This window comes from Rhizobium pisi (assembly GCF_003938655.1).
GTDB classification, from domain to species: Bacteria; Pseudomonadota; Alphaproteobacteria; order Rhizobiales; family Rhizobiaceae; genus Rhizobium; species Rhizobium pisi.
Map to the genome: position 1 here is coordinate 230,020 of NZ_RJJT01000005.1, position 18,866 is coordinate 248,885.

General features: G+C 57.8%; 20 protein-coding genes and 3 pseudogenes. 14 read left to right on the top strand and 9 right to left on the bottom strand.

Features of this window, described 5'->3' with window-relative positions; all coding sequences use genetic code 11:
- Window positions 1-14 precede the first annotated feature (14 nt).
- Entirely contained in the window at window positions 15-1,364 is a 1,350-nt protein-coding gene (locus EFD55_RS09020; RefSeq protein WP_125844458.1) for an 8-oxoguanine deaminase, read from the top strand.
- A 9-nt stretch (window positions 1,365-1,373) separates the two neighbouring features.
- Complete coding sequence (locus EFD55_RS09025; protein ID WP_125844460.1) at window positions 1,374-2,606, top strand: amidohydrolase family protein; 1,233 nt, start codon at window positions 1,374-1,376, stop codon at window positions 2,604-2,606.
- A gap of 122 nt (window positions 2,607-2,728) precedes the next feature.
- Here EFD55_RS09025 and EFD55_RS09030 read toward each other — a convergent pair.
- Window positions 2,729-2,897: pseudogene (locus EFD55_RS09030) on the bottom strand (ISNCY family transposase); the annotation flags it as partial.
- A 107-nt stretch (window positions 2,898-3,004) separates the two neighbouring features.
- Here EFD55_RS09030 and EFD55_RS09035 point away from each other — a divergent pair.
- Window positions 3,005-3,240: pseudogene (locus EFD55_RS09035) on the top strand (hypothetical protein); the annotation flags it as partial.
- A 329-nt stretch (window positions 3,241-3,569) separates the two neighbouring features.
- Here EFD55_RS09035 and EFD55_RS09040 read toward each other — a convergent pair.
- On the bottom strand, window positions 3,570-4,388 hold the full coding sequence (locus tag EFD55_RS09040; protein ID WP_125844462.1) for an alpha/beta fold hydrolase: 819 nt from the start codon (window positions 4,386-4,388) through the stop codon (window positions 3,570-3,572).
- Between the two features lie 259 nt (window positions 4,389-4,647).
- On the opposite strand from EFD55_RS09040, the gene EFD55_RS09045 reads away from it, so the two are divergent.
- Window positions 4,648-5,571, top strand: coding sequence for a LysR family transcriptional regulator (locus EFD55_RS09045; protein WP_125844464.1), 924 nt, complete (start codon window positions 4,648-4,650; stop codon window positions 5,569-5,571).
- 123 nt (window positions 5,572-5,694) lie between these two features.
- Here EFD55_RS09045 and EFD55_RS09050 read toward each other — a convergent pair whose 3' ends face one another.
- Window positions 5,695-7,194, bottom strand: coding sequence for a mechanosensitive ion channel family protein (locus tag EFD55_RS09050; protein ID WP_125844466.1), 1,500 nt, complete (start codon window positions 7,192-7,194; stop codon window positions 5,695-5,697).
- Window positions 7,195-7,922: 728 nt separating this feature from the next.
- On the opposite strand from EFD55_RS09050, the gene EFD55_RS34290 reads away from it, so the two are divergent.
- The 3 genes from EFD55_RS34290 to EFD55_RS33090 all read left to right on the top strand — a co-directional run bounded on the left by EFD55_RS34290 (window position 7,923) and on the right by EFD55_RS33090 (window position 9,861).
- Window positions 7,923-8,393 (top strand): hypothetical protein, encoded by a 471-nt coding sequence (locus EFD55_RS34290; protein ID WP_376774095.1) that lies wholly within the window; start codon window positions 7,923-7,925, stop codon window positions 8,391-8,393.
- Between the two features lie 368 nt (window positions 8,394-8,761).
- Window positions 8,762-9,430 (top strand): hypothetical protein, encoded by a 669-nt coding sequence (locus EFD55_RS09070; protein ID WP_125844468.1) that lies wholly within the window; start codon window positions 8,762-8,764, stop codon window positions 9,428-9,430.
- 257 nt (window positions 9,431-9,687) lie between these two features.
- Entirely contained in the window at window positions 9,688-9,861 is a 174-nt protein-coding gene (locus EFD55_RS33090) for a hypothetical protein (protein ID WP_164737561.1), read from the top strand.
- 28 nt (window positions 9,862-9,889) lie between these two features.
- Here the strand turns inward: EFD55_RS33090 and EFD55_RS09075 are convergent, their stop codons facing one another.
- From EFD55_RS09075 to EFD55_RS09100, 5 genes and pseudogenes are all read right to left on the bottom strand, one after another.
- Window positions 9,890-10,525 (bottom strand): hypothetical protein, encoded by a 636-nt coding sequence (locus EFD55_RS09075; RefSeq protein ID WP_125844471.1) that lies wholly within the window; start codon window positions 10,523-10,525, stop codon window positions 9,890-9,892.
- A gap of 64 nt (window positions 10,526-10,589) precedes the next feature.
- On the bottom strand, window positions 10,590-10,853 hold the full coding sequence (locus EFD55_RS09080; RefSeq protein ID WP_125844473.1) for a hypothetical protein: 264 nt from the start codon (window positions 10,851-10,853) through the stop codon (window positions 10,590-10,592).
- A gap of 1 nt (window position 10,854) precedes the next feature.
- Complete coding sequence (gene ku, locus EFD55_RS09085) at window positions 10,855-11,667, bottom strand: non-homologous end joining protein Ku (protein WP_125844475.1); 813 nt, start codon at window positions 11,665-11,667, stop codon at window positions 10,855-10,857.
- Window positions 11,668-11,678: 11 nt separating this feature from the next.
- Window positions 11,679-12,596, bottom strand: a complete 918-nt coding sequence (ku, locus tag EFD55_RS09090) for a non-homologous end joining protein Ku (protein WP_125844477.1) — start codon at window positions 12,594-12,596, stop codon at window positions 11,679-11,681.
- A 785-nt stretch (window positions 12,597-13,381) separates the two neighbouring features.
- Window positions 13,382-13,513 (bottom strand): annotated as a pseudogene (locus tag EFD55_RS09100) (peroxidase-related enzyme); the annotation flags it as partial.
- Window positions 13,514-13,681: 168 nt separating this feature from the next.
- Here EFD55_RS09100 and EFD55_RS09105 point away from each other — a divergent pair.
- From EFD55_RS09105 to EFD55_RS33695, 6 genes are all read left to right on the top strand, one after another.
- Window positions 13,682-14,062, top strand: coding sequence for a hypothetical protein (locus tag EFD55_RS09105; protein ID WP_125844479.1), 381 nt, complete (start codon window positions 13,682-13,684; stop codon window positions 14,060-14,062).
- A gap of 218 nt (window positions 14,063-14,280) precedes the next feature.
- Window positions 14,281-15,063, top strand: a complete 783-nt coding sequence (locus tag EFD55_RS09110) for an alpha/beta hydrolase (RefSeq protein WP_125844481.1) — start codon at window positions 14,281-14,283, stop codon at window positions 15,061-15,063.
- Between the two features lie 8 nt (window positions 15,064-15,071).
- Window positions 15,072-15,197: a hypothetical protein gene (locus EFD55_RS34100; protein WP_281039982.1), complete on the top strand. Its 126-nt coding sequence runs from the start codon at window positions 15,072-15,074 to the stop codon at window positions 15,195-15,197.
- 44 nt (window positions 15,198-15,241) lie between these two features.
- Window positions 15,242-15,532: a hypothetical protein gene (locus EFD55_RS09115; protein WP_245438434.1), complete on the top strand. Its 291-nt coding sequence runs from the start codon at window positions 15,242-15,244 to the stop codon at window positions 15,530-15,532.
- 325 nt (window positions 15,533-15,857) lie between these two features.
- Entirely contained in the window at window positions 15,858-16,181 is a 324-nt protein-coding gene (locus tag EFD55_RS33690; RefSeq protein ID WP_245438436.1) for a hypothetical protein, read from the top strand.
- Window positions 16,182-16,294: 113 nt separating this feature from the next.
- Window positions 16,295-17,011 carry a hypothetical protein gene (locus tag EFD55_RS33695; RefSeq protein WP_245438437.1) on the top strand — a complete coding sequence of 239 codons (717 nt, stop codon included), beginning with the start codon at window positions 16,295-16,297 and terminating at the stop codon, window positions 17,009-17,011.
- A 92-nt stretch (window positions 17,012-17,103) separates the two neighbouring features.
- Here EFD55_RS33695 and EFD55_RS34295 read toward each other — a convergent pair whose 3' ends face one another.
- On the bottom strand, window positions 17,104-17,370 hold the full coding sequence (locus tag EFD55_RS34295; protein WP_020397472.1) for a hypothetical protein: 267 nt from the start codon (window positions 17,368-17,370) through the stop codon (window positions 17,104-17,106).
- 286 nt (window positions 17,371-17,656) lie between these two features.
- Here EFD55_RS34295 and EFD55_RS09135 point away from each other — a divergent pair, with 286 nt between their 5' ends.
- Window positions 17,657-18,853 (top strand): Fic family protein, encoded by a 1,197-nt coding sequence (locus tag EFD55_RS09135; protein ID WP_125844482.1) that lies wholly within the window; start codon window positions 17,657-17,659, stop codon window positions 18,851-18,853.
- The last annotated feature ends 13 nt before the right edge of the window (window positions 18,854-18,866 follow it).

Genomic DNA, 18,866 nt, shown 5'->3' on the forward strand with positions numbered 1-18,866 from the left:
TGGGAGCATTGTCGATGAAGGGTCGTCTCTGGATTCAATCGCCGCTCGCCATCATGGCCGAGGGCGCGGAGGGCGGCATCGTCGTCGAGAATGGCCGTATCGTTGAGCTGATCACGGCCGGACGGCAGCCTGCGGCCCCCGTCGATGCATGTTTCGACGCCGGCCGGCACGTCGTTATCCCCGGTCTCGTCAACACCCATCACCATATGTTCCAAACGCTGACGCGCGCCCATCCGGCCGCGATCAACAAGTCGCTCTGGCCATGGATCCGCGCGCTCTATCCGGTCTGGGCGACGCATATGACGCCCGAAGCCTTCCGCCTTGCAGTCCGTCTGGCGCTGACCGAGCTACTGATTTCCGGCTGCACCACCACCTCGGACCATCACTATCTCTACGCCGCCGGCCTCGAAGACGCGATGGATGTCGAAGCCGAGGAGGCAGCTCGCCTCGGCATGCGTATCACGCTGACGCGAGGCAGCCTCAACATCAAAGACCAGCAGGGCGTCATTTCGCCGGCCAATGTCGTGCAGGACGACGACGTGATCCTGGCCGACAGCGAGCGTGTGCTTTTGCACTATCACGACCGCTCCGAAGGGGCGATGACGCAGGTAGCGCTCGCGCCCTGCGCGCCGTTCGACGTCACGCTGGAGCTGATGCGCGAAACGGCGGCACTGGCGGAACGCTACGATTGCCGGCTCCACACCCATCTGGTCGAGACAAGAGCGGAAGCCGAATTCTGCCGCAGCAAATTCGCCTGCACACCCGTTGAATACCTAGATCGCTGCAACTGGCTGAACCCACGCACCTGGCTCGCCCACGGCATCCATTTCGACGATGCCGAGATCACCGAACTCGGCCGGCACGGCGTCGGCATCTGCCATTGCCCAACCTCCAACATGGTGCTTGCATCGGGCATGTGCCGCACGTGTGAGCTGGAAGCCGCAGGCGTGCCGGTCGGTCTCGGCGTTGACGGCTCCGCCTCCAACGACAATTCCAACCTGATGGAAAGCGTGCGCCATGCGCTGATGCTGAATCGGCTGACCTATGGCGCCGAAGCCGTCACTCATCTGGACGCGCTGCGCTGGGGAACCGCCGGCTCCGCGAGGCTGCTCGGCCGCGACGATATCGGTACGATCGCGCCAGGCCATCAGGCGGACCTTTCCTTCTACAAGCTTGATGAATTGCGTTTCTCCGGCGCCGGCGATCCGCTCGCCGCCCTGGTGCTCTGCGGCGCCACGACGGCCGATCGCGTCATGATCGCGGGCGAATGGCGCGTCACCGACGGCATGCCTGCGGCCGTCGATATCGAGGCGCTGATCGCCGATCACAACCGCGTCGCCCGCAATTTTCTTCTGTCGGTTTGAGGAGGCCCCATGGCGATCGATTTTGTGATCCGCAATGCCCGACTGCCGGGCATGATCGAACCGACGGACATCACCTTCGAGGCGGGCCGCATCGCGGCGATCGCGCCTCATTTCGTCTGCGACGCACCGCACTATGATGCGGGGGGGAAACTCGCCTGCGGCGGTCTCATCGAAACCCACATCCACCTCGATAAGGCTGGCATCATCAGCCGCTGCAATCTCTGCACCGGGACGCTCGCGGAGGCTGTCAGCGAAACCTCCCGGGCCAAGGCCGCCTTTAGCGAGGAAGACGTCTATGCCCGTGCTGCTGCAGTGGTCGAAAAGGCAGTCCTCAACGGCACGAACCGGCTGCGCACCTTTGTCGAAATCGACCCCCGCGCCGGCTTCCGTTCATTCGAGGCGATCAAGCATCTAAAGGCCGACCATACCAGCCTTATCGACATCGAAATCTGCGCCTTTGCCCAGGAGGGCCTAACAAACGATCCTGGAACGGAGGCGATGCTGGAACAGGCGCTGAGGACAGGTGCCGATCTGGTGGGGGGCTGCCCCTACACCGATCCGGAGCCCGCCGAACACATCCGCCGCATCTTCGACCTCGCCATGCGCCACGACGTCGCCGTCGATTTCCACCTCGATTTCGACCTCGACCCCTCAGGATCTAATCTTCCGACTGTCATCGCCGAGACTGTCGCGCGCCGCTACCAGGGACGCGTCTCGGTCGGCCATGTCACCAAGCTCTCGGCACTGCCACCGGAAGAGCTGGAGACGATCGGCCGCCGTCTTGCCGAGGCCGGTATCGCATTAACCGTCCTGCCGTCCACGGATCTCTTCCTGACCGGCCGTAATTCGACCCATCTCATCCCGCGCGGCGTGACGCCCGCCCACCGCCTGGCAGCGCTCGGCGTCGTTACAACCATCTCCACCAACAATGTCCTGAACCCATTCACGCCCTTCGGCGACGTCAGCTTGATGCGTATGGCCAATCTCTACGCCAACATCGCCCAGATCGGCACCGCCGATGGCCTCGACGGCGTCTTCGCTATGACCACGACGCAGGCTGCCACCCTCCTAGGAACCGAGGGCTACGGCGTTGCAATCGGCAACGCCGCAGATGTCGTCCTCTTCGACGCCTCGTCGGCTGCCGATGCCGTTGCGATCATAGCGCCCGCGGTCACGGGCTGGAAAAATGGCCGCCAGAGCTTCTTGCGGCCGCGCCCTCAGCTTTTCGTGCGCGAAGGTTAATTTGGTCAAGTCAACATCAACGCTGTGCCTGCCGCCCGCCAGCGGACGATCTCCAACTTTGCAGAAACAGGACACTTTATGCCAAGTGCAACATGGGCGTGTATAGGGGCAGGGAATCAGCCGTGCGTCACCCGCTGATCGTTGTCGAATAGCAGGGCAGGGAATATCCCTTCCACCGCACATCCAGGCGACTATCCGCATAAGCGTAGGTGTCGACATAGCGACCGGCCAAACCGCGCGTCACCTCGGTCTCCTCCAGCATGATCTCTTGCGTTCAAACGAAAACGTCAGGTGTTCGATAGCCGAGGCATTTGCGTGGCGTACGCGGCCGAGTTTGCCGAGAAGACGTTCAGCCAGCTTGAAGGATTCGGCAGCTATGGATTCCCGGAATCCCATGCGCGATCGCCGAGCAGCAGGAACCTGAGGTCGTCCTCCGTCAAATGACGGAAGGGCACAACGTGTCCAGGACTACAGTCATGTCGGGTTGACGCTACGCGAACACCCCGTCGCCTTCCTTCGGAAGACCCTGACGGAGCGCCGGATCGTCAATTGCGCGCAAGCTATGAACGCACGGGATGGTCGCTGGTTGATGACCGCTGGCCTCGTCCTCGTCCGGCAGAGACCCGGCAGCGCCAACACCGAGGGACATTTTCGTTCCGGACCTTGATATTGATCAGCTCAAGGTGAAGAGCCGGATCTTCCATTGAAGGAATGTACCACTTGCGGCCTACCGCTCCACCGAGCACGGCTTTTAAATGGCAACTTTGCGCCCCCCCAATTCAGCCGTTCAGACACTATGTTCAGTGTCCCAAAAGCTGCCATCGAGCTGAGCGCCATAAAACTCAAAGACGGCAGCAACGCCAACCATGCTGGCATGTCGATGGCGACAGGTGTCACCCGGCACTGCCGGGTGACAGATCGTCCGGCCGACGTTGGGTGAAGGCCGCGGTCCGGTCGATGTCGTCAAGACCTGATGAACGAGAGCAGGTCGGGGTTGAGGACATCTGCATGTGTGGTCAGCATGCCATGGGGGTAGCCCGGATAGGTCTTCAGCGACCCGTTCTTGAGCAGGTCGACCGCACGCGGCACAGAACTTGCGAACGGGACGACTTGATCGGCCTCGCCATGCATCACCAGCACCGGCACGATGATCTTCTTGAGGTCTTCGGTATAATCTTCCAGCCAAGAGTCGACAGTCGCGTAGTGAGCGAGGGCACCGCCGGCCATGCCTTGGCGCCACCAGTTCGCAATGATTGCCTCCGAAGGCTCGGCCCCGTCGAGGTTGTAACCGTAGAACGGGTTCTCAGGGACGAACCGGAAGAACTGCGACCGGTTGCCCAGCACGCCCGCGCGGATCGCTTCGAACCACTCCGGCGGCTGACCGGACGGGTTGTTCTCGCTCCGGTACATGTTCGGCGTCAGGGAAGCGACTAGTACCGCCTTCGCGACCCGCTCCGGGTGGCGGGCGACATAGCGAGCTACCTCACCGCCACCTGTCGAGTGCCCGATATGGATCGCGTCGCGCAGGTTGAGGTGTTCAGTCAGGGCCGCGAGGTCGGCAACCCAGTGGTCCATGTCGTTGCCGGTACTGGGCTGGTCGGACCGGCCGTGGCCGCGCCGGTCGTGGGCGATCACCCGATACCCGTGCTGAAGGAAGAACGTCATCTGGGCATCCCAGTCGTCCGCTGTCAGCGGCCAACCGTGGCTGAAAACGATCGGCTGGCCTGAGCCCCAGTCCTTGTAGAAGATGTTTACGCCGTCCGTGGTAGTGATTGTAGGCATTGAGTCGCTCCATCTGCCTCGTTAAACATTCATTTGAAGATCATAATCAATCAATTAGAGCCATTCTTCCACGCGCTACTACAATAGGCTTTTAGACATTTAGCGTTTCCTCTCCGATTGGACAGAGCTGGTTGCGAAATACTCCGATGAAGCGCGTTCGATTAGATCTCGAAATCGCGACGTTAATTAAAACCCCCTTTTATCAAGGACAAATACCTTGTACGTTCGAGCTATGCCTTAAAGGTATAGCGAGGGCCCGATGGAACTGAGGCATTTGCGCTATTTTGTTGCTGTTGCGGAGGAGGGAAGCTTACTGACCGCAGCAGAGCGGCGGCTTCACACCTCCCAGCCCTCACTCAGCAGGCAAATTCGCGATCTGGAAACCGAAGTCGGTGTAAAACTGTTGGAACGGCAGTCGCGCGGCGTGACGCTCACCGCCGCCGGTAAAGTGTTTCTTGATCACGCGCGGCTGGCGTTATTGCAAGTCGAGGCGGCTGCGGAAGGGGCCCGGCGGGCAGAACGGCCGGAAAAGCAGTCGTTCGTTATCGGTTTTCTCGCAGGGCAAGAGGTCGTGTGGCTACCCCATGCATTGCGCATCATTCGCGAGGAAGCGCCGGAGGTTGAAATCATATTGTCCAGTCAGTCTTCCCCGGACCTTGCTCTGGCACTGATGCGAGGCAAGCTGGACGTCGCTTTCCTTCGCCCCGAGACGCAAAGTGTTGGTGTGTCCTTCAAGTTTTTAGCCAAGGAGCCACTGATCGCCGTGCTGCCGGCGGACCATCGCTTGACGTCGCGCAAAAAGATCCGGCCGCAGGACCTTGCCCGCGAAACTTACGTCAGTTCGGCTAGAATTTCTCCCGTATTGCAATCCGTGATCCAAGATTACGCGTCGAACGTTGGGATCACACTCAAGGCAGAGTACGAAGGCGAAGGCCTACCATCAGCAATGTCGCTCGTCGTGTCTACAGGTGGAATAACGCTTATTCCGCTTTATGCGCAAAATATGCTGACGCCAAATGTCGTTGCTAGAGCACTTGAGGGTGTGCCTCCGACAATTGATCTCACCTTAGGATACAACGATTCAAATTCCTCACCTTTGCTCCGCCGATTTTTGTCTCGCTCTGATGAATTAGTCGCCAACGTACAAAATCAGAGCATCATCCGCTATGCTGAGGTTCCATAGTAGAGATCAAGCTCATGCGATTTCTGCTTGTTGGCGTGCTCCCGAATTTTGTTCAGCATTCTCGAATTTCGGGTATGGACCCACCACGAAGGTCGGGACGGCGCCGAGGATGCTCTGGCGAGGTTACGAGCGGTGTCGCCGTTGGTCTTCGTCGCGCGGGCTCTCAGAAATTTTTCGCAGAAAACTACGAAGCTTCGACAGAAACATCTCGGGCGGTTCAGCATAGTCGGCCTGACGCGCAACCACGTCCCTGCGGTTCAGTTCCTGCCCTCTGCGAGCCAACACTTCTAGGCTCTTGACCAGATCCGGGCGCGCCGCAATAGCGTCCCCTACGCCCTTTCTGTCGAGGCTGTAAGCGGTCACGGGCGTCAATGCAGTAGCCGTTGCTGCGTAGGGTGTACCTGTGATCATGCCGATTGCCCCAAGGCTGCCACCAGGACCCAGTCGGAAGATTACTTCGGTCGAACCGGGCAGACCATCGGTGATCTCGACGGTGCCCGATGCCACGATGAAGAGCACTTTCGGATCGTCACCGCGCTTCATAAGCTGGTCCCCAGCGGCGAACCACACTTCGACCAGTTGGTCCGCTAAGAGACTTCGATCAGCATCGGCGAGGACTCCGAACCAGTCTGACTCCTCGAGGAGGGTTACTGCGGTTGGAACTTGCAAGCGCCCTTGGATCGGGACGCCCGGAACGGCGAGCGCAATGCCTGCGTGGCGAAGATGGGATTGGATGTGGCCTAGCAGTTCGGTGCGGGCCTCGACGAACACTTCGATGCTGGGAATGGTAAAGCTGATGTCGTAGGCAACGCCGTCGCCCTGAAGCTCGCTGCGGGCGACGCTTGGAGGCGGCGTCGCCGATAGCAACACGCAGGTTTTGACTGCCGCGTTCAGGACCGCCATGCAACGATCGGGCCGTTCGTTTGCTGCGACCTTCACTGTGATCGACACGCGGCGAACTTTCGTCGGCAAACTGTGGTTTACCAGACGGGCCTTCGCCATCACGCTATTAGGGACGATCGCTACGTCCCCGTTCAGCGTGGCAATATGTGTGGAACGCCAGTTTACCTGCACGACGCGGCCTTCGATCCCGCCTTCCACCCAGACCAGATCGCCTGGACTATACGGGCGCTCTATCCCAACGGCGACCCCGGAGAATACGTCCGACAAGCTGCTCTGAAGTGCCAGGCCCAAGACGATCGCGATGACGCCGGAGGTGGCAAGAAGGCCACCTACCGGCACGGCAAAGACGAAATTGATAACGGCGAAGAGCGTCAGCAGATGGATGACACCAGCCATCAGATCGGAAACGATCCGAGTTTCTCGCGGCTTAGTCTCGAAGACCACCAACAACCGGACAATGCCGATCGCGCATTGGGCGGCAGCGAGCCACCATCCGATCTCAATGAGTTGCTGCCACACTCGGTCGCCAGGCTGGGCGGCATCAAATTGCGGCGCAAGCGGCGAGCCTGCCATTTGCAGCACCGTATATGTGAGAGCGATGAACACAGCCACCCGCCACGCGGCTCTCGCCCAGAGCGGCCATCTTCGCGTGATCCACGGCACGATCATGGCGGCAAACAACAGCAGGGTTGCACTAATCTGGGCGGCTTCTGTTGTCATATGAACCCCATCGATAAAAACCGCGGATACGGGCTTTCGTAGCCACGAGCCAGGGCTATGTTGACATCGCCCCCCCGCCGGAACAAGCGCTGGCGGTTTGCGAAAAACTCAGGCTTGGCTGCCGCCCTGACCATGGTGGCCAGAGCTCCGCTTCTTAGTGTTAGTGTGCCCCTGGCGGACGGTCGGCTGTCGTGAAGAGTTTCGGGCGCCGGCAGGCGTACGAATGTCCCCGAGGAAGGAACCCGCGGGCCACAGGGTTGGCATAGGCGCAAAAGCGGCCATCCTGATCCCGCAAATCCATATCCGTTCGTTCAGTAGGTGCCATCAGTATAGTATTGGGCGATCAAAGTCTCGGGGAGTGGAATTCTGATGGTTGGTGACAGTGATGCTGTTGTGGGTTGCCGGACCATTTTGATCAATTCCTTGTTGAAGCCGCTGCCGAGGGCTTCGACATCATGTCCGCGCTTCAAGACGAATGGCGCGACGGGGCCAATCGGTTCGAGCCTCCTGGCGAAATACTTGCGCTAGCCGCCATCCATGATGAAATTGCCGGAATCGTCGGCATCACGCAGGATTTCGTCGATAGCTTCGGAGGTCTACCACCACGACGTCGAAGAACCTGTTATACTAATTGCCTGCCCTGAAGGGGTTATTCGCAAACTTCTTTACGCCGCGCGTCCGGAACCGAAGGTGAGTCAATGAGTTTGCCCTCGGTAGGAGACCCACCCATGACCGAGGACAAGAAGATCGTCGAAGTGACCGCGACAAACGATGGCGGTAAACAGGTGCCCGTAGGCATTATGAACACAAAACAAGCGCTCTCGCTTCCGCAGGAGATGGACATTTCCGTATCACACCCGGATCGCGAGGCCGGCGCCGATGAATTCATCGGTCGGGACGAACTACGGCTTCTGACCGAGCCATGGACAGAACCGGTCGGCTTCCGCTTCCCGGCGCCGATCAGTGAAGACTCGGCGGATCGGTTGGTTGAAGCGAAGGCCGCGGCCCGAAACGTGTTGGAGGAAATTATCGCATCGGGGAACGAGGCTGGTTGGGCGACGCGGGAGATGGTTGTCGCGCTGATCGAAGCGGCAAATTCGCTGAACGATGCCGCCAGCGCCGATCCCGATCCCGCGGACGATCCCGATGTCAGCGACGCTGTGCAGGAGCAAATCGGCCACGAGGAGCAGTTCGATTGACGTATATCTCCATCCGAAAGCGTCGGATGGAGGTTGATTCGTCAGGCCCGGTCTTCCTGGAATTGCTCCGCTCTATCGGCTTTATCCAGCCTTCAAGGGGGCTTTCGGACTACGGTCGAATGGTTTTCCCGGAGCGTTCAACGCGGTAAGGCGTCTTCCGGCATCGCTGACTTCCATCGTCTTGTCGCTCGACGGCGGGTCATCGGGCATAGGGGATAGGGACACACCTTGAATCTACTCTGTCGAGATCTCATCTTCGGGAGAGCATTCCTAATCGCTTTCAAGCGAGGCACACTGCAATAGCCGGTACTGATTCCGTCCTGCGTGCGACCGATGCAAATCGCTTCTCGAACTCTACGAGGTAAGTGTTGACGCAGTTCTTCGAAACAACTCAGGGCATCATGCTAGTCGGAGCGATGATTGGGGCTGGCTGTTTCGCCGCCGGCACAATTATACCGAGCGCACTGCGGTGGACGAGTGCTGGACGCGCGCGGAACCCAAAAGCCAAAGCGCGCAGCGCGGCGATGCTGACAGCTCTGGCATTGGACGATTTTGTCGGCACGGCATACGCTGCCGTCCACGATACGCCTGAGTTCAACCCAGTCAACGAAGGCGAATTCGTCTTCCACACACCGGATCCGGTCCTTATCCTTCCACCGGCTGAAGATTTGAGCCTCCTCGGCGACGAGCTCTTCCACGAGGCTTTATGGTTATCGAACCGGGTGACGAATCTTGGAAACGCGTTGGATAACCTTGATCTCTCCGGTCCAGGCTTCGACAGCTTTTTCGAGCGACGCCAGGAGGGCTATGCGGTGGTCGCGGCGAAGGCGATGGACCTCATCGAGCGACTGCTTGCCGATTTTGATCTCAGTCTTCCGGAAAAACCCGACTACTACAGGCAGCGCGATGGATTTGCCTCGGTCGTACAAGCTGCTGGCGAACGCAGCACCGGCATTAAGAAGATGGCAGCGAGGGTTCAGACCCCTGGTTCCAATGTCACTCATCTCTTTCCGAAGACGGGTGAAGAGGGTGAGTAACGTCCGGGCGCGCAAGGCGCCCAGCGGACGACTGGACCGTTGACCGTCACGAAGTCCTGTCTCGCATCTCTCCCGCATAAGGACAACGTCTTCGAGGTGTAAAGGAATAGACGTCTCGGCGTCGGGCCTGATCCTCGATGCTTTTTTCCATCGAGAGGCTGGCCGAGGGTTTCCGATTTCCGTCGAAGCGCTAAGCAATGGAAGCGAAACGTCATGCGAGTTTGCTCGACTGAGAAACCCAAGAAGGAGGCGCTAGAATGCGCGACCCTGCAGAAGGTCGTCTACGACAAAAGAACACCGAAATTACTCGCAAGGCGATTTCGGAGGATCCGATCTTCAAGTTCTGTAGGAACGCATTCGGCGACTACCGGGAAGGCGTTGAAGGTTGCGTAAAAAAGCAGAAGGCTGCGAAGCGTCGCTTGGGACAGTGAGTTCAGAGCCGGAAGTGCGCTCGACGTATTAGCGAAGCAGGCCTTCGCTCCCGAACTCGTCCCAACCGCTCAATCCGGTCGCAGTGTCTTCAACTTTCGGATCAGCTTGTTTGACTTTGTCTTGTTTCTTCAGCGAACGGGTCAGCTTCGCCTGGTACGCGGCGCGCCTCCGGTTTTCTGCTTTGGCCGCCGCGTCTTCCTCGCGCCATTCATCCACGGCCCCGCGATCGAGCAGATCCTCTACAACCCGCGGATCGAATACGTGGAAGGTGATCCGCCGCGCTCGACCCTGAAGCCTGACTGTTCGAGTTCCAGCGCTTGGAAGACGCCCGTCCTCCAACCAACGCTTCCTTTCAGAAGCCGTTATCCCCAGGATGTCCTCAATCTCGCGCGGGATGATCGGAAGGTCTGCGACGCCCCGCAGCGATTCCGAGATAATCGACGAGGTCGCGCGAAACGCAGTCTTGGAATTTTCCGGCATGACGAGAGTAAGCTCGCCTGACTGCATATCCAGCGACTTCCTGACCGCGGGAGGAAGTCGAGATCGGATTTCCTGGAGGATTCCCTTCACTCTGACAGCCGATCCGAGCGTCGCCTCCAGGGGAAGCGACCACTCTCTGATCAGTTCGAGATCATCGCTCTTCGTTTTCGTCTTCTTGGGCATACTGGAGCACATTGCATCGGATGGGGCGACCGTCAACGGGCTGCCAGTCCTTGCCGTGGTGGACTCAGTGCCGGGTATCGAGCAGGGGCAGATCGTCGTCGAAATTCCCGTTGCTGGCGGCATCGTAGGTGTTCACGCTTCGACCACCGCCTCGGGTACCGAACGCTGTTAACTGCACCATCACGGCCTTCGCCTGTTCGAGGGCTTCATCAGCGCTGACTGCGTGCTCGTCGGCGACCCTCACAGAAACGGCGTCGCCGTCATCTCCGATGAAATCGATCTTCCAACCGCCAGCTTCGTGCTCGATCCTCGTATCCGCCAGATGCATGTCAACCCGCCTTCCTGTTCTTGAGGTCGGCCTCGAGGCTCTTGCGAAGCGCATCCATGATGTTGACCACGTTGGAAGCCGGAGCGGCCTGATCCTTCTTTCCCTTGGCCGCCTTCTTCGGCTTGAGAAGCTTCTTCTTCTCCTCGATGAGCTTCAGCAGGGCATCCTGTATCGGATCGCTGGCCATCTCCGGCGACCAGTGCGCCGACTTCTGCTTGATGAGCTTCTGGACGAGAGGAACGAGATCGGGGTCCGCCTCTTCGTTGATATCCTCGAAGTACGAATCCTCTGGCCGCACCTCGTCGCCAAACCGCAGGCTCCAAAGAATGATGCCTTCATCACGCGGTTCCAGGATGACGGCGCGTTCGCGGCGACCCATCACCAGCTTCGAGACGCCGAATACCTTATCCGCCTTCATGGCATCGCGGATGACGGCGAACGCCTCATTGCCAACCGGGTCGTCAGGCATGAGGTAATGCGGCTTCTCGAGATAGGTCCACTCGATTGAGTCGGCAGGCACAAACTTTTCGATGTCGATCGTCTTCACCGTGTCCAGTGCGACCCGGTCGAGATCGTCTTCCGTCAGGATAATATAGTCGCTCTCGCCGCGCGCGTAGCCCTTGGCCTCGTTCTCGTCCTTGACGGGCTTTCCGGTCACGGAGTCGACGTACTGCGAAACCACTCGGTTCCCAGTCGCCTTATTCAGCGTATGGAAGCGAACCTTCTCGGATTCCGAAGTCGCCGGGGTCATCGCCACGGGGCAGGTGACGAGTGACAGCTTAAGATAGCCCTTCCAGTAATAACTCGGAGCCATGACCGATCTCCCTAGCTGGCCTTGCGCCGCGGAGCAGCCCCGGAAGAGGCGGCTTTCGAGGCCACTCCGCGCGCGGCGCGCTCCCGACCGGCGCCTTTATTGGCGTTGGCGGCAGTGCGTTTCGGTTTGTTGTCGGAGACCGTGCCAGCCTTGAGAAGCCCGGCACTCTCGCGAAGGGCGGCCAGCAGATCGTTCGGCTTCGAAATCTCGACCTTCTTCGGCTTCGGAAGCGCCTTGCCTTCCAACTTCGCCTTCACGAGCTCAGCCAGGGCGGCTTCGTACCGGTCCTCAAACGTCGCCGGATCGAACTCGCCTCTCTTTGTTGAAATGATGTGCTTTGCGAGGTCGAGCATCTCGCCTTCGATCTTCAACTTCGGCATCTTTTCGAAAGCCTTTTTCGAGGAGCGAACTTCGTAGTCGTAGTTGAGCGTGGTGGCGATCAAGCCCTTGCCGTGCGGGCGAATGAGCACCGTCCGGACTCGCCGGAAGAGGACGGCACGCGCGATTGCCACGACATTCGAATTCTTCATGGCCTCGCGGAGGGCGACAAAGGCGTCGGCGTTCATCTTGTCAGGCGTGAGGTAATACGGCTTGTCGAAGAAAATGTCATCGATCTCGTTGCAGGGGATGAACGCCTGCACTTCGAGCGTTTTGTTGCTTTCCGGGATGGTTGCGGCCACTTCCTCGGGATCGATAATGATGTACTGCCCGTTGTCGATCTCGAAGCCCTTCGTCTGTGCCTCGCGCTCCACGCGCTCTTCGGTCTCGCTGTCGATGAACACGCGGTTGACCCGATTGCCTGTCTTCGCGTTGATCGTATTGAACGTGATGCGCTCGGATGTGCTGGCGGCTGTGTAGAGCGCCACGCCGCAGCTTACCTCGCCAAACCGTAAGAAGCCCTTCCACTGCGCGCGATGTCCCGATGCCATGGACGCATCCTCCGAATCACTAAGTCGCGACTCAAAGACGTGCGAAGGTGATTCGTTCCGACTCGAAACGAATCATTTTTCAATGATTTAGGAATTTTTCTTCCGAGTTCGATTCAATTTCATCTCGAGGTTGCGGCGGCAGGTTTCCGGTCCTGTTCTCCGGGAAATTTATGGTGTTATGTAGCAATTGCCACCAACTCCCGGTCCAACGAAGCCAGGGGCGTTCACGCAAACTATTGCTTCCCATGCACCATGAATTGAGCGCACAATCCAACTGGCTCACTAAGCCGAAGGACTACGCTGGGGGCGGTCCATGCCCACATAGCGGCTGGCGGTTGGACCTACCCACCCGCCTGTTGCAATGGCAACGATGTCGATGGTGACAGCCAATCGATTCCGAGTTCGGACGTCACGAAAGGGCCGTTCGGATTCTCAATTCACCTTCACCCGGGAGACCATCATCTTGTGACCAGAAATCAGCTATTGGTAATCCCCTACGGAAAGAAGCTTCCGTCTCACGACTATAACTATCACATCTGCCTTCAGCCAACAGACGACCGTTCTGAAGCTGCGGGAATGGGGAAGGAAGGGAAATACCGCGTTAACTGCTTCTTTGTGCCTCCCGACGGTGTTTGATTGGTAATCCTCTCGTCTTTCCGCGATGGCAGCAGGCACGAGGTGCGCAGTTCAGTCGTGGTCACTCCTGCCAGAAAGCTGCCAACACGTAACCTCCACCGGCCGCTCGAGGCCAAGGGCGCCAGCCCTAAAGAACTATCCGTCGGGCTTCAATCCCTGACGGGTTCGCCAAGAGTATGCATCAGGCGGTTCGCCCAGCCGAAGATCGCCGACGACAGGACAAGATCGAGGGATTCAAGCTCGGACAGACCGACATCGGCCAGATCCTGTGCGTCCGCCTGCGTCGTAGGCGACTCCGTTGCGGAGCCACCGGGCCTTCTCGCCCTTATGGCCGCTGCCCTTGTAGCCGCGGATCGTATCCGCAAGAATCCCGGTTCGGATCAGGTTTCCGGCGTTGTCGACGACTGTCATCTCGCGGCGTCGTTTGCCAGATCAAAACGTCGGAAAGCATGTATGGCTACTCTGAGGTTATCCCGCTCACCTCGGACACAGCAAAGGTTCTCGCAGGTGCTTGGTCAACCGCCGGAGCAGCGATCGCGGTGGGATTGGTAGCCTATTTCTATGGCACGAATTCTGGAGAGCAGTTCACCAGCAAGACGATCTCACTCGGCGGCGGACTGCAAGGCGAACTGAGCGGAAATATCGACAACGGGTATCTAACGCTGAGCATCCAATACCCGGATAAAACATCAGCTATCATAAAACTAGGTGTGACAGGAACATATGGCAAATTGGCCGTCGAGTCCGCCTATGGAGCCGATGGTTTCGCGCTGGAAAATCTTTGCATGCAGCTATACGGTAGTCCTGGGACCAATGAGGTGTTCCGATGAGCATTCATCGGAATCATATGAAAATACATGGCGTTGTTGATCCTTATGGATTTATGCACGCCAGGGATTTTGTCGAAACCTGCAATTCTTTTTGCGCAGGGTGTCTTCAGGATCTTCTGATAGAAAATCCTGAATTCTGGTTTATGTGGGAAGACTTAGAGAAATTGCTAGCGCTTCCCGGCCGTTTCGAGAACGTATTGGAAAATGGGTAACTGCACATGTTCTTGAGCAAATTGGTACCGGGGATAAACAAGAAGGTTGGCGCCCGACTTTATTATCCCGAAGATGTGCCGCCAGTGGACTGCCAACACGATGGCGTATGTTTCAATACGATCACTGTCACAACAACAGACGGTTTGTCGATTTCGGGACTGGCGACACAAGCGCCTCTCGACGCCAGATGCTGCGTCGTCTTTTTCCATGGAAATAGCGGGAGTGCAGCTCAATGCGCTCCCCTCGTTGCACCGCTTTACCAGCTTGGTGCCCAAATTATTGTTGCAGACTATCGCGGTTACGGTGGAAATGAGGGGCATCCCTCGGAAGAAGGACTGATGCACGATGCACGGGCCTTTTACGGACATGCGACAGCCGTCTCGAACTTGCCTGTTCTACTCGTAGGTCATTCGCTTGGCGGTAACATTGCTATCCAGCTTGCCGCCGAAGGAGATCGAAATATAGTCGGTCTGGTTACAGTCAATGCTGTCGCGTCCGTTGTGGCGTTTGTGCCCGCCTATATCCGCCGCTTCGTAGCAGATCGATTTGAAGCAGCCGCCAAAGCTCGGCTCATTACGATTCCGTGGACAATCGCGCACGATATCGGTGATCAAGTCGTGCCACTCACGCACGGATTGGCACTTTGCCATGATGCATTTCAGAACGTAAATATGCGGCTGGTAACCCTTAATAATCGGCGACACGACTTTGTCGTTCAGTCGATTGCTCCACTTATTTCCGAACATCTTTCGATCTTGGCTGGGGGGATGCGCCGCTGGGCGATGTGAGCCGTTAGATGTTTTCGGTCAATGACGGCCATCTGGCTGCGCTGACTTCCTTCCGGCAACGCCTCAAGCTCGAGCAGCTCAATCAGTTCGGCGGGCGACATTACCCGGTGCTCAGCGGAGCCATCTGGGCTTAGGAACATGGCTTGCCATTCGCCCTCCCTAAGCCGCAAATTGTGCGATGGCGGGGGCCTCCATTGCGACCTTCCCGTGGTTATGCCTGACTGTATTTTTCGGCCCGGATCAGGCCTACACGAATGATCACATCACCTACCAAAACGGGATGATGACGTGGTGGGGATTGCTGGAAGCCGTCGAATTACTTGCAGAGATAGCTATGTTCGGTATTGCTGCCGGGGGACTGTTCTGGTTGGTAGCCGCCTCAGGCGTCAAAGGAAGATCACCTGTGGCAGGTCATCCGTCGCGCGGATCGATGGGCGGCAACGACCGGCTGGACGCCTGCTGTTTCTGACGCCTAGAAGAGGGGTTCGCATTCACGACTGCAGCCCCGTGTGATCACCGTCCATGCAGCTTTACCAAGCCGTGCATCAACTTAGCCGCCGCCGCGGGCGGGATTTCAAGGGCGAGCGGCTAAAGTCTGCGATCATTGCGGGCACCTTTGGTCAAGACGTAAACCACTCCATCAGCGCATTCTGGGCGTGCAGCAGGAATGCTTTCGCCAGACGGCTTTGACAAGAGGGATGCAACATCGAGTCTCTAGCGCTGCCCGGGCCTCGGTTGTCAGGGACTGCGCCGAGTGCTGCCGATGGCTGCAAAGTCCTAGCGAGGATAAATACTTGGGCCGTTTGATTTTTGTTCTCGCTGTCGGGCTAGCGACAGGCACCGCGCATGCAGACCAGGTTCCATTTTTTCCCAATGCCAGTATCCCAGACTACAGTGCGAAGATGGTCGTGCGGGAGACGTATGGGGATGGGAAAGACAGCTTGCGGATCGTTAATCACCACGACGGCTGGACGCATGTCGAGGAATCAAAGGGCGACGAGACGCATATCTGGTACGGCCACTTCTCTCAGAACATTGTTTTGTCGACGAGCAAAAGGAGCGGGGAGGAGATAAATCACTTCACTATCCGTCAGGCTGATCCGTCGCGCGACTATTAGGCATCAAAGAAACGAAGGAAACGAATGAAGTTGAAACCGTGGGTGGCGAGGACTGCCGCTGGAGGCAAGTAGTTCGGAGGCCCTCGTCAGAAGGACCCGTTTGGCTGACCTGCTTGACCAGCGACGGAATCGAGGTTGCAACAAAAGTCCTTTTTTCCCAAGGTGAAGTGATGACCGAGGAGCGGCTGACAGAAATCAAGCGTGGTCCTGTCCCGGAAGCCGACGTGTTGCCATCGCGACAGCTATTTGATGCAACCACATGGCTCAAACCTCTGCGCAACTACCCGGATCGCCCGCAGAGTGCCATCGACTTCGAGGCGAAATTAGTTGCGACGGCGTCGGATAATCCCTCGGTAAACCGAACGTCCACGGTAAGGCTATTACGACATTATCCATGGTGGTTTCGTCAACGCGATGGCAAGGATGGGTCGGTCCGGGTCATGGTTTGGAACGAGCTTGAAAATCAAGGTATTTTGTATTCGTCATCAAAGTGGGAACGCAGGCTCGAAGCCGCTCGTTCTCCTGTGGACCCAAAGCGTCCCTGGGCTGGTTTCGACATTCCAACCGAAATGGAAAACCTGGGCAAACAGGACCAATTTCTTGGCGAGAACTGCACATGGTATGACTTAACGCCGAATATGGCCGATGCAGGTCAGAAACAGTGCATCACGTCGGATGGTATACCGCTGAAAGATGATTACTGGTCTGGGTGGAGCGCGGTGGAGAGCTTTGAAACGGTGGAGTTTAAACGTCGCACCGTAGATATTGGCGAAATGTTGCCGCCTCGCGAGTACCTCGATCCTACGGCATGGGGATTTGAGTTCCGATAGCCGGAGAGCCGGCAGGGATGCCATTTTCGCGCAGGTAAGCTGGCCGGTTCCGGTATCACCTCGTCGCCGGTGGGTGCCAATCGCGGATGTCGTTACTCGCGAACTTCGAGACTGTCTCCGTATTTCAGGGCGAGCCGCCTGCAATCTTCGCAATCAAGCTCAATGCCGTCCAGTGTGACTGTCGCAGCCGCCGTGCTGCAAACGGACTGATCCAACCTAGCGACACGAAGAATGGCGTTGCCAAGCAGCATATCACATGGAGCATGCTCTACTTCAGGGCCGCCCACGCTGTGGGTGACAATACCCCTCACCGTGGCAAGCCATTTGCGCTTTCGGATGATGTTTCTGTCCTCGACCACGAGCGTGTCTCTACCGGAAACCCGGTCAGCTCACGTCGAACTGACAGAGTCACTGCTAGGAAAACCCGTTTCAGAATTCCTTGTTCCCCGGGGAAAACCACTCTCGATGAGGGTCGTGACAACTCTTCGCAAGGGCAAGGCCTGAGCTTTGTGCCTTACGACTTCAGCTAGCATTCTTCTGTCGAGAAACCTTTAATAATGGTGGGAGCAGTGCTATCTTATTAAAGGTTGATGCGGTAAAATTTAATATATCTCGCCGTCAGTGGCTGTGTTAAAGGATAAGTGGGTGAACAGGAACGATCTTTCCGAAGCGGTGAGGCAAACCTTGCGGCGGTTTGCTGAACCATACAACGCCCACTATGGCGTCGTCCCTCCTGCGCCGACTGAAGATAGCGTGCCATTGCAAGGGGTGGCCGTCCCGGTCGGCGAAGCGCATGCAGCGCTCAGAGAAGCCGCCATCATAGCCGCGAACCTGCCGGACAATTACCTGCTGTCTCGTATACCAATGAGAAAAGAAGCACTGAGCAGTTCCTCCATCGAAGGAACCAACAGTACGTTGGACGAACTGCTGCTTGTAGAAGAAGACGGCCACGCCAGTGAGGCGGCGTCTCAAGTCCGAGACTACGCCATCGCCCTCGAAACGGTCGTGCCGTTGGCCAAGGAGAGGGGCACCAGCATCTTCGACCTTGGCTTGATCAGTGATTTGCACACATCGACAATGAAGTCAGACAGCGAGTATCGCGACCCCCTGGGAAGCTTCCGGAACCGAGTGGTCTGGATCGGCGGTGGTGGGGACATCAGTCGGTCGACCTACAATCCGCCTCCGCCAGCGTTTGTCCATTCCTGCATGGAGGATCATGTCCATTACCTTCATGGTGACGGAATGCAGACGATGAACCAGGACTTCATCACGCGCATGGCCATCGCCCACGCACATTTTGAAGGTGTTCACCCATTCCGCGATGGCAACGGTCGCGTTGGTCGTCTGCTTCTACCTGTGATGATGGCTGCCGAAGGATACGAACCGGTCTATCTTTCGCCTTTCATCGAAGACAACAAGCAGCGATATTACGACAGCCTGAAGGCGGCGCAACAGCGGATGGATTACTCGCCCCTGACAGTTTTCATGGCGAACGCTATTCGGGATTCGGTTCACGAGCTGAAACGTCTACGGGCAGACCTCGCAGAGCTTCGGAACGACTGGTTGACGCGCGATAATTTCCGTGAGGGGTCCGCTGCTCGGCGGGCGCTCGAGGTTTTGCACGAATACCCCGTCCTCACTGTCGGAAGACTGGCAGGGCTACTTGCGGTTTCGTTCCCTGCGGCGTCTGGCGCGATGGCCAAACTGGTGGAAAGTGGCATTCTCGAAGAGAAGACCGGATATGCCCGAAATCGCATCTTCTCTGCCCACGAAGCTGTAAAACTCCTGAACAGGCCGTTCGGCGAATACGAAGAAGTCATCCCATTGAATTTCAGAACGTAGTGACATGTTGCAT